Below are 14,049 nucleotides of genomic sequence, written 5' to 3'. Positions count from 1 at the left end.
TATATCATTTAATTTTTTAAAGTTTCTTTAACTCCGCAGTTCGGTAAATTTCGTCAAATCGCACAAAGGTTCCTTTTTTACATGTAAGGATATTTCCGCACGCGCATTCGCCGCAAATACCTATGCCGCACATTGTGTTCATTTCAAGCGATAAAAATATTCGCTCCCCTATTACACCGCAAGCTAAAAGAAGTTCTGCGGCTTTGCGCATAAAAATCATCGGGCCTACGAGATAACAAGTGAGCTCCTTAATTTCAGATATTTTATTTTCGGAAAAATCTTTTTCAAGACTTTGTAAAACACGTGCAGGACACCCGTTATCGGCTACACATTTATAATTTCCGTAAGAGACAAGTTTTTGTTCAATACTATTAAGAGACCCTCCTCCGGTATCTTCGGAAGTTCCGATATATGTAAAAATATTTGTACCCTGTTCCTTTAATTTTTCCGCAAGACTCGGCAAAACGGCAATTCCCGTACCGCCTGCAACCAATAAGGCATTTTTTGTCTTTGCAAGCTGCACCCCCTTTCCGTAGGGCCCGCGCATATAAACGGTTTCGCCTTCTTTAAGTTTAAACATAGCTTCGGTAAAAACGCCACGCCGCTTTATAATTAAGCTCATAGGATTTGTTTCTGCAAGAGAAAAAGGTTTTTCACCTATTCCGGGAAGCCATAAAAAAACAAACTGTCCTGCTTCAAATTTACAGCTTCCGTCAAGGACAAAAATTATTATATCTTCACTTACTTTTTCTTTTTGAATAATCTTAAACGGGCTATAAGCGAGCGCCTTATTTTTCCGCAAAAAAATTGAAGTTGAATCTTTTTCTTTACCGTTTATAAAACTTAAAGCGTCCGAAACCAAATTGTCAAAAAAAGGTTTTAAATCGTCCTGTTCAAGCATTCCGCAAGCGGAACCTATCCCTACAATATCCGCTCCGGCCCTAAGCAGTTCCGCCGCCTGTGCCCCGCTTGCAACACCGCCCATTCCTATAATGGGAATCTCCGGCCCTACGGCTTTGCGGATTTCACTTATACATTCAACAGCCCGCAAAAAAATCCAAGAACCGCTCATACCGCCTTTACCTCCGAGTTTATTTTGCAAAATCGGTTTCCCGGAGTCGGGTTCAATATAAATTTTAGGGCCGGCAGTATTAATCGCGGTTATTCCGTCAGCACCTTCGGCAATAACGGCAGCTGCAATTTCTCCGATGTTTTCCACATTGGGAGTAAGTTTAATAAAAATCGGAACGGAACATTCGGGAACGGCTTTTTTAATTTGCCTTACATAATCGGCAGCAATATTTTTATCACAGCCTATGGAAGCCCCGTATCCCGCAGCTGCATGCGGACACGAAAAATTAAGCTCCATACAATCCGCAACAAGTTCAAACCCTTGTATCAGTGTTATAAAATCTTCAGGGGAAGAAGCGGAAAGAGAAACGTTTAAAATTGCCTTCATGTCAAATGAACTCTTAAGTGCGGTAAGGGCTTTTAAAGACTCTTTCATTCCGGGATTTTTTAAACCTACGGAATTACCGAAGCAGCCTAACTCGGGTTCGCAAATTATAGGCTCTCTATTCCCTTCATTCGGCTCAATTTGGAAACTCTTAGTTGTAACAACTGCAAAGCCCAACCGTTCATCGGCGTATCTGATTAAATCGGGTTTTGTAGAAAGCACCCCTGAAACCGTTGCAAGCAGCGGACCGGCCTTACCTTCACGCGCCGCATCTCCGGCATTTTTTATTTTGCACAGCACGGCATTTTTTAAAAGTTTTTTCATTAATATAAGTATAACGGCAACAGCCTCATTATTCAATCGGTAAGATTTTAAATAATTTGTGTTTATCTTTAAACGGACGGTTTATAAATTCATAATATACATGTAATGTATTTTATATATTGACAACACAATATCCTGCCGATATAATTTTTAAAAAATGTATAACTATTACAAAAAACTATATACAAAATTAGGAAGAAAATAATGCAGCTATTACTTATAATTATAGGCGGAATTTGTTCAGCTTTATTTTTATACCGTTCTTGGCATAAAAATACTGAAGGCATAAAACTTTCGGACGGCACAAGCGAGACTCCCGATGCTCTTAACGGAATGATTGAAATGCAGGAATATTTTTTTTCCGAAATTCAAAAAGGGAAAAAAGCGGTAAAGTTTATGCATTTATTTTATCAACAAGATATTATGATGATACAATCCATATTTCAAAGCAACGGTATTCCATATAAAATCGAAAACAATCATCTTCCTTCCGTACTTACAGGTTACTGTGTATACGGATTTAACCATGCCGATTTTTATATCTTACGGGAAAACTATGATGAAGCCTTAAACATAGTCAAGGAATATGCCGAACGGAAAAAATCGTTTGAAAATTCAAAAAATCCTGCAAAAAAAATAGGCGATTTAATTACAATTATTACGGCTGCCGGTTATATTCCGGATAAAGATGAAACTTCGGGAATTGTCATCTTTAAACCGGAAGATTAAAATTAAACGGCAGTGAGTTTATACTTATCAGCTCAGTTTATTCTTATTATTGCGATATTCTATCATAATCTTTTCAAAAATGTCGGCACTTGTGGGAGGCGTATATGTTATTGCATTTGCCCCGGCTTCTACCGTTTTTAAAACCGTCTCGTCAGTAGGACCGCCTGTTGCTATAATCGGAAACTCTTTTCCCAGTCTGCTTCTAAGTTTTTTTACAATTTCAGGGGTGTTAATACCTCCGGAAACATTAAGTATTTTTACTCCCGCCTTTATTTTTTCTACAACTTCATCGTACTCGGACACAACCGTAGAAATAATCGGAATATCTATTTCTTTTGCCATTTGTTCAATAACGGAAACACTCATAGGCACATTTACGACCACCCCGTATGCACCCAAAAGCTCCGCTTGCAATGCAATATGGATTGAGCGGTTACCGGTAGTTATGCCTCCGCCTACACCCACAAATACAGGTACCGGAGCTACTTCAATAATAGCCTGCGTAATGGAAAGTTGAGGCGTAAAAGGATACACGGCCATAATGGAATTGGCGTTGGAATTTTTAATTACGGCAATATCCGTAGAAAACAACAGCGATTTAATACGCCTGTTCAACACCATTATTCCGCTTGCCTGGTAAATAGTTTCGGGAACGGGCACCGTTTTTTGTCTAAGCTCGGAAAAAACTTCCGGTACAAATTTTCCTTTTTCGTCTTTCATAATCCATATCTTAATAAGTATCGGATAAATTGTCAATCTTATTTTCAATTTAAAATTTTTATAATTTAACGGAAACCAATTTGCTTTTTAACTGTTATATCGTTAGGAGTTATCTTATGCTTTCTTCAATTTTATATACATGCGGAATTGCCGTAAAAATTTATTCTTATCTTTGCATTGCATATATTTTTCTTTCTTGGCTGGGAGGTAATTCCAGCGGAGGCTTTTTAAGTGAACTTTGCGAACCTTATTTAAGCAAATTCAGACGTTTCCGCTTTACACAAATCGGCAGCGTAGACTTTTCACCCGTTTTAGGGTTGGGTATCTTATCTCTTATTTCCCATATTTTTTTTCAGCTTTCCGCAACAAAAACAATTTCGGTCGCTGCAATTTTATTAAGTTTAGTAGGAATACTTTGGTCGTTTTTTTCGTTTTTGCTTAATTTTTTTATTATACTTTTAATCATACGTTTAATTTTAGACTGTATACCCGAATACCGAAGCGGGAATTTAACAAATATGCTGGATAGATTTTTAGCTCCTGTTTTTATAAAAGTATATGAATTGTCGGGAAGAAAATTTATGACTGTAAGAAAGCAAATAGTTATATGTTTAATAGCCGTTACAGTTACAAGGATTCTTTTAGGAATGTTTGTAGGTTCGGCTATGACCTTATTTAATTCGATTAAGATTATATAAGTATTTTATTTAGCTTCGGTTTCAAGTTTTTCGGCGAGAGAAAATAAATCAATAACCTTATGCAAACTTTCTTTTGCATAAATAATTTCGTCATGAAATTTACCGCCGTTTGTACCGGATAATGCAGACCAGTTTATAAGAGTTGCATAAAGATTGGACTTCCCTCCTCCTATAATACCGGATAAAACATTATCTATCGATTTTATAGCTTCAAGCGTTGTTACCATCAATTGCCTTGCTTCGCTTTCTATAGTACGCATCAAAGATTCTATTTGATTTTTATTTTTAAGTGTTGCCGATTTTTCATTCCTGATTTTGGCAAAAGCGGTTCCTATATCTCCTATGGGAGAAAGGCGGTTTTCATAAGCATCGAATTCGCCTTTTCTGTGTTCCAAAACATTATATGCAGTAGTATATTCGTTTAAATTTTCTATACGGGCAAAATTTCCTTCAACTAAAATAATTTTAAGAGAAGGAGAAAGTTTTTCGTAATAAAAAGATGAAAAAAAAGTTTTTAAAAATAAAAACTGTAATTCCTTTTTAAAACTGCAATTTACCCATAAATTTTTCCACGGATAAAAGCGCAGGGTATTAAGGTCATCAACTTTTAACAAACTTATCATTTGAATTTTAATATCATATTTTTTTTGTTCGTAAGACCACGTAGACCACTTTTGATTAAATCTTTCATACCACGACTGTTTAAAATATATAAACCAATCCTCTCCGCCTTCTATTTTATAAGGCAGCCAATTTATATCTTTTTTTACATAACGAACCATATCAAGTAAGGGAACTTCATTGATAAATGTTTTTATATTTGAAAGAGCTTCTACTGCCTGTTTTATAAAATCATCCGTTTCGGTTTTCAGTTTTATTTCATCATCGGGCATTTTTTCCTGCGATTGCATTAAAAACAAAACTTGCAATAAATTTTGCGGAATATTTTTTTTAGAAGACAAAACCGATGACAGGATTTCCATTTCAGGCTGTACGGTAAGGGTCGGGCTTATTACTTCCGATTTCGAGATAATCGAAAACCTAAGCAAAGTTTTATCCAATTGTAAATCACAAAAAGAGCGCATCCATTCAAGAGCTTGAGCGGTTCTGTACATTTCCGATTTTTCTTCATCGGTTAAATTGGAAAAAGCGGCATCGATTTTACGCAAAAAATTCGTACGCACGGCGCCTGAAACTTCAGAACCTATTTTTACCGAAAAAGGGTCGGTTTCTTTTATAAGCTTTTCGTAAGTTGCAGGGGCTATAAACGAACTTAAAAGCATATAAAATGAGCTTTTAAAAGAATCGTAAGAAGAAAGCATTGACGAAAAAAACAATTGTGTTTTCCGTAAACTTTTAAGACTGTCATAAAAATCTTTTATATAAATATTTCTGCCTATAACTATATAATTACCGGCCGTACGTCTTAAGGTCTTACCTAAACGTCTTAACAGTTCTTCGTTATGTAATGTTTCTATAGGAATTGAACGTAAAAATGACCTCAAAGAAATCCATAAACGGATAAAAAACGGTTCATCGGAAAGTCTCATTGCAGGAGTTTGCCGTAAAAATAAAGAATCCGAATTCTCCTGCTCACTATCAGAAGTTTCCGGCACAAAATTCTGCATACCGGCACTTATACTGTCAAGCAAACTTTTTGTTTCTTCTTTTGATAAGGACTTTACTAATTGATCAAATGTCGAAAGTGTACGTTCCATATACGTATATTACATTATAAATAAAAAAAAAGCTACAGGAAAAAAACTTTTTTTAACGGTCCCTACGGGAATCGAACCCGTCTTTTAAGATTGAGAATCTCATGTCCTAAACCGATAGACGAAGGGACCTTACAACTTTCCCCAGGGAGGATTCGAACCCCCACAAGCAGAACCAGAATCTGCGGTGCTACCGTTACACAACCGGGGAATAAATAACAGGAGAGAATTATATCATTGATACGAAAAAAAGTCAATAAGGTAATGATAAAACACTGTCTACAATCCTGCACCCGACGAAGCGCATTTGCCGCCGCAAAAACCAGCCGTAAGCGGGGTTCTTAGGGGCAGAGCCCCTAAGCAGACGGAAAAGATGAGGGGGGGACTACCGGCGCAACTTCAATGTAAACCCGTTCTGCAAGGGTGTCTTCCTTCCCCTCGCACACAGGCAAGGCAAACACCGAAGCGCCTTTGTCCCAAAATTACTATTTTTTTAGTTTGCCAAAAAAAATTACTAATAAAGTACTAGTTAGTAACAAACCTGCACTAACAGCAATACCAATTTCCCCGTATTTAACAATATCGTCATCAGATTTAGCTGTGAGCTCAATAATTTCATTCTTCATGATGTTATCTCCTTTATATCCGCTGAATGATAGCGTATAAAAAACCGGATATTATTTTTCATAGCTATTGACATTTCCATTTACGGAAATTATAATGAGAATATATTCCAAATTAGCTATTTTGTCAATACCTAATTCGGTTTTTATTGAAATTATTTTTTATATTTACGGTATTAGAGAGTATAAATTTTATGAGTGATATTAATTTTTTAGAGGTTTATAATCGCATCAATATATTAGCAAAAGATAATAACATCACATTAAGCGATTTAAAAGAGATAGGAATCAACCCGCAAATATTTACACGTATGAAAGCAGACCCTCCATCAATTCCTAGTGCCGATAAAATATATCAAATAGCGAAATATTTTAATACTTCAGTAGAATATCTATTGACAGGAAAAAAATATGACAATATTACATTAATACCTGAAGAAGAAAACCTGCTTAATAATTATAAAAGGTTAGAACGATTAGATCAGAAAACTGCAGATGCAATACGTAAAACTGTACAACAACTTGCTGAAGGACCAAAGGAAAATAGTTCTGAATCAAATACAAGTATAGGAGCAGGTGTTGCATTAGCAGGAATAGGAGCTGCTATTGGTATTATAGCAGCCTTGCTTGCCGCAAATAGAGATAAATAGCTCTATATTTAGAATTAACATTTCCTTTTAATATGCAAGGTTATATGTAATTTCAGCATAGTCGTAATTACATATAACCTATCACTACTAATACTCCCACTTTTCCGTCGCAGTCGACTTTTCAATCATACTGCGGTACAAAGCGGACTTTTGCAAAAGCTCTTCGTGCCTGCCCTCCGCATCGATTTTACCGGCATTCATAACGATAATCTTATCCGCCTTTTCTATCGACTTTAACCGGTGCGAAATAATAATAACCGTTTTATCCTTAATAAGCTTATTCAAACTCTCCTGAATCTTCATCTCGTTTTCCACATCAAGCGAAGCCGAAATTTCATCAAGAATAATAATCGGAGCATTTTTCAAAAAAGCGCGGGCAATGGAAAGCCGCTGACGCTCACCGCCGGAAAGACGGCTGCCGTTTTCTCCTACCTGCGTATTCCAGCTCTCAGGCAGCGACTCGATAAACTCGGTACAGTTTGCAAGACGGGCAGCCTCCTTAACCTCCTCATCGCTTGCACTCTTATTGCCGATACGGATATTTTCCATAATCGACGTATTAAATAACGCAACATCCTGAAACACAATCGAAATCTTATCGAACAAACTGTCCGTACTGATTGTTGCAATATCCTGACCGTCAATAAGAATTTGCCCCGAATTATAATCATACAGGCGGGAAGCAAGGCGGAGCACCGTCGTCTTTCCGCAGCCGGAAGGCCCGACAAGGGCGGTAACCTGATTTTGCCCGGCGGTAAACGAAACACCGTCAAGCACCTTTTGCCCGTCATTATACGAAAACTCAACATTTTTAAACTCAATCCCGTAATGCTGCAAAGAAACCGGAGCACCCTCCTGCGTTTCACTTTCGCGAAGCTCATTAATGCGCTTCACCCGCGAATCAAGATACATCATCTCCGCAAGGTTCGCTTCAATCCCCGCCACCGCATCGACAACGCGGGCGGCAGCAATAATATACCCGATAAAATACAAAAGAGGTGCAGTCCCCGCCAAATACATCCTTAAACCGAAAAACACCGTTATCCCGATGGAAAATTTAAGCAGCACCAACGCCGTATTAAGCGGAAAAGCCTGATGCGCTTCCACTATCAAATGCAGCTTTTCAGCCTCATCGACATTGCGGTTTAACTTTGCCGCAGTCGCTTCCGTCCGTCCGTAACTTTTAATCTCCTGCTGCAATTCAATCGCCTCTTGAAAAAACTCCGCCCGCTCCCGCTGTTTATGAAAATCGCGCGTCGTCTCCCGCACCTGAATTCTTTTCGACAAAATCAGCAAAATAAAACTCAAAACAATCGGCACAAACACACACAGCGCAAGAGCCGGATGCCCGATAAACATCATCACCGCAATAACCGCCAAATAAATCACCAGCCCGATTGTCTGCGGAATTGCGTGGCTTAACGCATGCTCAATCGCCGCAACATCGGCCATAACCGCCTGCGACAAATCGGAAATATCATGCTTTGAAAAATACGCAAGCGGCAGCGCCTTAAGCCTGTTCGCAATATCAATGCGTATCGCCTACACTCTTTAAACGTCGCCGTGTACAGCGTGTTGTAATTAACATAAATCAGCACATACATAACAACCGCAAGCGCTGCAATACCTGCAAGATAAAACCCCATCGACTGCATACGCTCTTCAACCCAACCTTGTAAAAAAAACATTATCAAAAACACCGGCAAAATATATGCGATATTCGAAAACACCGACCACACCGATGCTTTGATAATCCCCTGCGCTCCCGCTTCGGTTACACCGAACGCCTTTTGTAAACGCCTTATCATATCTATCTTCTCCTATAAAATATTGAACTCGTTATTTCGGCGGGGGAAGTCTCCCCCTCGCTCCCAAACGCCTCACTCTCCGTTCGTGCGTTTGTCCGCTACCCCCTCTCCTAGGGGGCTTGCCGCCCCCTAAAACCCCCGTCCAAAACTTAATAACAGTGTTATCACATTTTTACAAAGATGTCAATATGAGCAAACAAAGTTTATTGTATTTTACATATACCAATCCAATTTATCGCCTGCACTAAGGAGAACTGATACAATAACTATACATAAATGCCGTATCTTCTTTTTCCGATACCGGTGCGGTATCTTTTTCGATTTGCGGGCCCGTTAATACATCGGTATTTCACCGGGATATGCTCTTGCTTTATCTATCAATGAACGCTTTTACGCCCATTGTGAAAGCGATATTACTGCTTCTGATACAGAGCAGTGCATCTCCTGCAGTAAGTTCCAACGCGTGCAGTAAGGCGGCGGAAAGACGGATACCGTTATCTTTGAGGACAAGCCGGCCGTATTTTCTACCCTTGTAAGAAATCAATGTCCCTTCTTCCAAACTCCTATCCGCCAACTGCGGGTTTTCCTTCAAAATATGTTTTAACGGCGAATGCAAAAGTAAGGGTTCAGGCATGACACAAAATCCTCCGGTTTGCCTGCTGCCCGAAACAATGTACACAAAGGTTTCTTGTTCCAGCTTATACTCTTGTACTGCCGGTGTCGGAAAAGTAAGCGCTCCGTTTTCTCTTATTTTCGACCAACCGAAAATATATTTCCCGCCCTTAGTTATCTGCGGCATGTCCGTTCACCTCCAATGCTTTTTTGTTATTCTTATTGCGCCTGCACTGTGAATGCGGACAACAGTATTGCCGTCATGCGCTGCAAACCGTTGCAGTTTTTCCAAATACGGCAAAACATATTCGGGTTTTCTTTTTCCCATTACTCGAAACATTTCGGGAGCTTCTATTCGAACCCGCTCGCTTTTATCCTGCATTAACCGATAAAACAATTCCAGCCGTTCACAAAATATCTCCGGTGCATTCGTTGCAATATTTTCACACGCCCATACAAAAGCGAGCCGCACATTATCCGCCGCGTCCTCGCTCATTTTCATCATTGTGTTCAGATAGGGAACCCGCAGTCTTCTTTTAACAGTTGCTGCCGGTGTGCTTTGTTTTGCAGCGGATTAACATGTCAGATTGAAGCGGGTGTTAGGCTTTATTTCTTAAAAATATCACTATGAGTTCAGGTATCAACCAAGGTTAAAACAAGGATATTTTTATCTTTGTAATATAGTAAAAGCCAATCCGGTTGAATATGACATTCCCAAACTCCTTTGAACTTTCCGGCAAGTTCATGATTTCGATATTTTGCTTCTAATGGTTTGTCCGTCCGTAATTTCTCAACTATATCTTCTAAAAGAGATACATCCAATCCTCGTTTTTTTGCTAATTTGTAACTTGCTTTGAACTGATGAGTCTTTTTCAATTTATAAGACATTATTCACAATCCTCAAAGAGTTCCCTTGCTGAAGAATATGATTTTACACTTGAATCACTGCTAATTTTTTTGGCTTCTTCAATTGCAGATAATGTATATTCTGAAAAAATCTCTTGCGGCGGAACAATATCAAAAGGAATCTTTTGTTGATTGATGGCTTGTTTAAGAAATAGACGAATTGCCGTTGTTATATCCAATCCCAGTGAAGTAAAAAGAGATTCGGCTTCTTTTTTTGTTTCCACATCAACTCGCGTTTGTAAAATTACTGTTGCCATATATTTATCCCCCAAATGTTATTATACTATGATAAATATACTACATTTGTAGTGTTTTTGCAAACAAATCAGCCTTATTAAATTTTTAAATAATGACTTATAGATACTATACCTCCCAATCATTTTTACTTTTATTGAATAACGCTTTATACCCTACTAAGTGTGCCATTGGCACATCAACCTAACATTCGCTTAACCTGCCTTGCCGTAAAGGCAATGTCAGGTTGAAGCGGGTGTTAGGCGATAATTATAGTCTTAATTTTATCTATCACTAAATTTCAATATTATTTTATACTTTTAAGTTTTTGTGATTCATCCACTTCTTTGTGTTCAGCTTATTCTTCTTCAATAACTATTACTTTTTTTTAGTCGCTTTAAGAATTTTTATTCGCTTCCCTATACTTTTTATGAATGGCAAATTCTGACCATTTTCATCTTTGTATTTATAACAAAGATTTAAGGCTTGCTTTCTAAGTGTTTTACAAATTTCTTTAGCTTTTTCTTCCTTTTCCCTTCTCTCTTGGTCGCAAACCTCTGCATATGCCGACCAATGTTTTTCAAGAAAATCTGAAGCATAATCTATAAGATCCTTTTTTTTCCTCATTAGTTACCCCTCTTAATCATAATATATTTTGAATTTATACAACTACTGACTTTTATTTTGTATAACAATATTCTTGTTCCACATCACTTGCAACCTCTCCAGCTTCTACTACTTGAGAGGTCTCAGTTCTCATTTCTCCTTCTTGGATAACCGTCTCAAGTATATTATTACCATCTTTTACAGCGACGGCAATCGCATTAGTTGCATTCCCAATAGTTCGGCAAATACTTTCTAACTGATGAACAATATCTGCAAACTTTACTACAGCTTGCCAAATTTTCCTAATTACACTCCAGCATTTTTTAAAAAATGCAATTATTTTTGATGCATAACCCATACTAACATACTCCTTTGTAGTTAAATCTATTTTTCTTCCAATAAATCAGAAGCTTTGTAAGCTACATAGTTACCTGACTCAATACCTTCTCGTACTTTATCTTCAAATAACTCTGAAGATAAAGTCTGTTTCTGAATATTTTTTATAGTGCCTATACGTTTTTTTGATAAAGCGGCATTTCTAAAAGTTTTTTCAAATATACTTTGAGATATAGTCTCTACATTCTCATAAACAGCATTTGCTAATGTTTCTAGCATTGTATTTTTAATTTCTCTTGGAGAAAATCCATCTATAATTTTACCTAATTCTTTTAAAAAATCATAATCAAATACATTTTTATCAACTGGTGCTTTTTGAGGAATCATTTTTTTTATGAGCTCTATTCTCATATTTTCATCAGGCAGTGAAAATTCAATATTATGTAATATTCTGCTATTAAATGCTTTGTCGTAATTTCCTATAAGATTCGTAGCAAATATTACTATTCCACTAAAAGCTTCCAATTGAATTAACATTTGACTTCTTAGTGAATTAATTGCTTGATCAGAACTCTGCTGAACATTTTTAATTCGTGTACCTAAGAAAGAGTCCGCCTCATCAAAAAATAGGACACTGTCACTTTCCTTTGCAAGCCTAAATGATTCTATAAGATTTTTCGGTGCTTCTCCGACATATTTTGATTCGATATCTGAATAATTTAACAATAATATTTTTTTGTTCAGCTCATTTGTAATTGCATGGGCAGCCATTGTTTTGCCAGTACCAGGAACACCATAGAAATTTATAATACATCTTGGAGTTGGTTCTATTTCATCAAATCCCCATACAGAATATATTTTATTTTTGTTCTTCAATAGCAATAGAACTTTATTCAATTCAATCTCTACTGTCTTATTTAGAATCATGTTATCGAAACTAAATTTCGGTGTTTCCGGTTTTATATCTAGCTCATTCTTTAATTTTTTAACTTGGTTTACTTTTCGTAAATTTTTATATTTCTCAAAATCTTTCTCACTGTAATTATAACCAATATATATATTGGCTTGAACTTCTTCCGTTTCTATGTATTTTTTTACAACACGTGTTAAAGCAGTTCTAAATTTTAATAATCCTAGATTAAGATTTCTATTTTTTTCATTTTTACCATTTAATAAATAAGTAATATCAGAAGTCCCGATTTCTGAGTATTCCACAAAAATAATAACAGAATCAAGCTTTACCTTCTTCTCATCAATATTCTTTAATGTTGCAAAAAGCTCTTTTAAGAAAGCTTTATTTTCATTAATCTTATTTACTTCAACTACATTTTTTAGCATATGTTAGTTCCTATTTTCTTGTATTCATCCTGTATTTGTGCAACCTATATATTGCAATTATGCTTTTTTAAGTAGTTATTTCAACCACCTCATAAAATATGATATAGATTCTTTCAATCAAAACCTGCCTAACTAACGCTTAACCTGCATTTGCGGCTCGTCCGTAATGTCATATTGAAGCGGGTGTTAGGTTTTTTGCGAATATTACATTCTAAAATACAATATAAGGTTCTTTAATAAATTTCTTTTTACCGCATTTTGGACATTTTATGGCTGTTTCTCTTTGAAAAAACAAATTTTTCGAGCTTTTCCCATATCCTCTATATCCGCAATTCATGCAAATTCGAGGTATATTTTCCCATGGAAACGGCATTCTTACATTTTGCAAATTCTATCCCTCTCCTAATTTAGCAAATGCTTGCTCTCGGCTAAATATATATTTCAGTTAAATAAATTGTTATTTTTTGTACATTCGACCGTTGTAGAACCGACAGATACTTTCTTGCAGGAACTACAATAAGTTCTGCCGCTGCAAATGCCACAGTAGTACCTACAGCGGTGATCGCAACGGCATAAGAAACACATGTCGTAACACTAACATCACCTGTCGCATGAGTTGCTACAATTCCGGCAATAGTAGTTACACCTTATTGCGAACATCTCCGCTCTATATCCTTTGCCATTGCCCAACCTGCAGATTCAAGCATCGCAACGCTCACAGCAGGCGCTACAACCTGTCCAAGTCCTGGAATCAACTTTGAAAGTTCCTTAGCTACTGTTTTCAAAGGTTGTTTTAGAACTGTTCGTTTCAAAGCTGCAATTGCAATATTTTGTGCGACATTTTTTTCAATATGATCTCCAAATACTGCCGACAAAGCCATAGCCATGGTTACCATAGTTGCGATATCAGCTGCGACCCCTAACCCCGGGACTGGAATAACATTTCCTGCAGCTGCAGCAACAGCGTGTGTATGAATAATAGCATGGCATTGTTTTTCCTGTTCATCTGTCATTTTATTTTCCTCCTCTACATTCTTTACACCAAGATTGATTACGTATGGCGTCATTACCCATATTTCTAAAACCGAAGGCACTTAAAGGCTTTGTCTTTTTGCAATGAGGGTATTCTCTAGTTGGTTCGCTGCCGTTGTAACCATTTGATTGGATTGTTGGCTTTTGATTGTTTTCCATATATTTACCTTGGTATAACAAATACTGCTATCAATCCTAATGGGATTAAAATTAACGGAACAATCAAGGAAATTGGCATCATGAGTAATCCGATTATTATCAT

At 37.0% G+C, this 14,049-nt stretch carries 16 protein-coding genes, 2 tRNA genes and 1 pseudogene; 3 read left to right on the top strand and 16 right to left on the bottom strand.

The genetic code is table 11. The features are described 5' to 3' along the window. Positions 1-16: 16 nt before the first annotated feature. On the bottom strand, positions 17-1,780 hold the full coding sequence (locus tag DYQ05_RS04195) for an FAD-binding oxidoreductase (protein ID WP_206183900.1): 1,764 nt from the start codon (positions 1,778-1,780) through the stop codon (positions 17-19). 204 nt (positions 1,781-1,984) lie between these two features. Here DYQ05_RS04195 and DYQ05_RS04190 point away from each other — a divergent pair, with 204 nt between their 5' ends. Beyond that, positions 1,985-2,509: a putative signal transducing protein gene (locus tag DYQ05_RS04190; protein ID WP_020964683.1), complete on the top strand. Its 525-nt coding sequence runs from the start codon at positions 1,985-1,987 to the stop codon at positions 2,507-2,509. Between the two features lie 27 nt (positions 2,510-2,536). On the opposite strand, the gene DYQ05_RS04185 is transcribed toward DYQ05_RS04190, so the two are convergent. Continuing rightward, entirely contained in the window at positions 2,537-3,229 is a 693-nt protein-coding gene (locus DYQ05_RS04185) for a beta/alpha barrel domain-containing protein (RefSeq protein ID WP_020964682.1), read from the bottom strand. A gap of 116 nt (positions 3,230-3,345) precedes the next feature. On the opposite strand from DYQ05_RS04185, the gene DYQ05_RS04180 reads away from it, so the two are divergent. Further along, positions 3,346-3,927, top strand: a complete 582-nt coding sequence (locus tag DYQ05_RS04180; RefSeq protein WP_020964681.1) for a YggT family protein — start codon at positions 3,346-3,348, stop codon at positions 3,925-3,927. A 5-nt stretch (positions 3,928-3,932) separates the two neighbouring features. Here the strand turns inward: DYQ05_RS04180 and DYQ05_RS04175 are convergent, their stop codons facing one another. The 4 genes from DYQ05_RS04175 to DYQ05_RS04160 form a co-directional block, all read right to left on the bottom strand. Then, positions 3,933-5,645 (bottom strand): DUF5312 family protein, encoded by a 1,713-nt coding sequence (locus DYQ05_RS04175; RefSeq protein WP_206183899.1) that lies wholly within the window; start codon positions 5,643-5,645, stop codon positions 3,933-3,935. Positions 5,646-5,701: 56 nt separating this feature from the next. After that, positions 5,702-5,774 (bottom strand) — tRNA-Glu (locus DYQ05_RS04170). A gap of 8 nt (positions 5,775-5,782) precedes the next feature. Further along, a tRNA-Gln gene (locus tag DYQ05_RS04165) sits at positions 5,783-5,853 on the bottom strand. Positions 5,854-6,127: 274 nt separating this feature from the next. Next, the gene (locus tag DYQ05_RS04160; RefSeq protein WP_187289357.1) at positions 6,128-6,268 is read right to left on the bottom strand and encodes a hypothetical protein; all 141 of its coding nucleotides are present in this window, start codon (positions 6,266-6,268) and stop codon (positions 6,128-6,130) included. A 191-nt stretch (positions 6,269-6,459) separates the two neighbouring features. On the opposite strand from DYQ05_RS04160, the gene DYQ05_RS04155 reads away from it, so the two are divergent. Continuing rightward, a complete protein-coding gene (locus tag DYQ05_RS04155) occupies positions 6,460-6,915 on the top strand; it encodes a helix-turn-helix domain-containing protein (RefSeq protein ID WP_020964678.1) in 456 nt (151 codons plus the stop codon). 87 nt (positions 6,916-7,002) lie between these two features. On the opposite strand, the pseudogene DYQ05_RS04150 reads toward DYQ05_RS04155, so the two are convergent. The 10 genes and pseudogenes from DYQ05_RS04150 to DYQ05_RS04105 form a co-directional block, all read right to left on the bottom strand. Beyond that, positions 7,003-8,723: pseudogene (locus DYQ05_RS04150) on the bottom strand (ABC transporter ATP-binding protein). Positions 8,724-9,093: 370 nt separating this feature from the next. After that, the gene (locus DYQ05_RS04145; RefSeq protein ID WP_252723507.1) at positions 9,094-9,522 is read right to left on the bottom strand and encodes a hypothetical protein; all 429 of its coding nucleotides are present in this window, start codon (positions 9,520-9,522) and stop codon (positions 9,094-9,096) included. Between the two features lie 6 nt (positions 9,523-9,528). Further along, positions 9,529-9,840: a HEAT repeat domain-containing protein gene (locus DYQ05_RS04140; protein WP_206183898.1), complete on the bottom strand. Its 312-nt coding sequence runs from the start codon at positions 9,838-9,840 to the stop codon at positions 9,529-9,531. Positions 9,841-9,968: 128 nt separating this feature from the next. Continuing rightward, the gene (locus tag DYQ05_RS04135) at positions 9,969-10,223 is read right to left on the bottom strand and encodes a type II toxin-antitoxin system YafQ family toxin (RefSeq protein WP_038096190.1); all 255 of its coding nucleotides are present in this window, start codon (positions 10,221-10,223) and stop codon (positions 9,969-9,971) included. Then, on the bottom strand, positions 10,223-10,498 hold the full coding sequence (locus DYQ05_RS04130; protein ID WP_020964673.1) for a type II toxin-antitoxin system RelB/DinJ family antitoxin: 276 nt from the start codon (positions 10,496-10,498) through the stop codon (positions 10,223-10,225). The genes DYQ05_RS04135 and DYQ05_RS04130 overlap by 1 nt, the downstream gene beginning before the upstream one ends. A 355-nt stretch (positions 10,499-10,853) precedes the next feature. Next, complete coding sequence (locus DYQ05_RS04125; protein WP_020964672.1) at positions 10,854-11,102, bottom strand: hypothetical protein; 249 nt, start codon at positions 11,100-11,102, stop codon at positions 10,854-10,856. Between the two features lie 52 nt (positions 11,103-11,154). After that, positions 11,155-11,439 carry a hypothetical protein gene (locus DYQ05_RS04120; RefSeq protein ID WP_020964671.1) on the bottom strand — a complete coding sequence of 95 codons (285 nt, stop codon included), beginning with the start codon at positions 11,437-11,439 and terminating at the stop codon, positions 11,155-11,157. A gap of 26 nt (positions 11,440-11,465) precedes the next feature. Beyond that, positions 11,466-12,755 (bottom strand): ATP-binding protein, encoded by a 1,290-nt coding sequence (locus DYQ05_RS04115; protein WP_020964670.1) that lies wholly within the window; start codon positions 12,753-12,755, stop codon positions 11,466-11,468. A gap of 647 nt (positions 12,756-13,402) precedes the next feature. Continuing rightward, positions 13,403-13,768, bottom strand: coding sequence for a hypothetical protein (locus DYQ05_RS04110; protein ID WP_029408977.1), 366 nt, complete (start codon positions 13,766-13,768; stop codon positions 13,403-13,405). 1 nt (position 13,769) lies between these two features. After that, positions 13,770-13,946: a hypothetical protein gene (locus DYQ05_RS04105; RefSeq protein ID WP_187289356.1), complete on the bottom strand. Its 177-nt coding sequence runs from the start codon at positions 13,944-13,946 to the stop codon at positions 13,770-13,772. Positions 13,947-14,049: the final 103 nt, after the last annotated feature.

This window comes from Treponema pedis (assembly GCF_017161325.1).
In the GTDB taxonomy this organism is placed as follows: domain Bacteria; phylum Spirochaetota; class Spirochaetia; order Treponematales; family Treponemataceae; genus Treponema_B; species Treponema_B pedis.
Note: the sequence above shows the minus strand (reverse complement) of the source record. Positions and strands in the feature narration are given on the sequence as shown.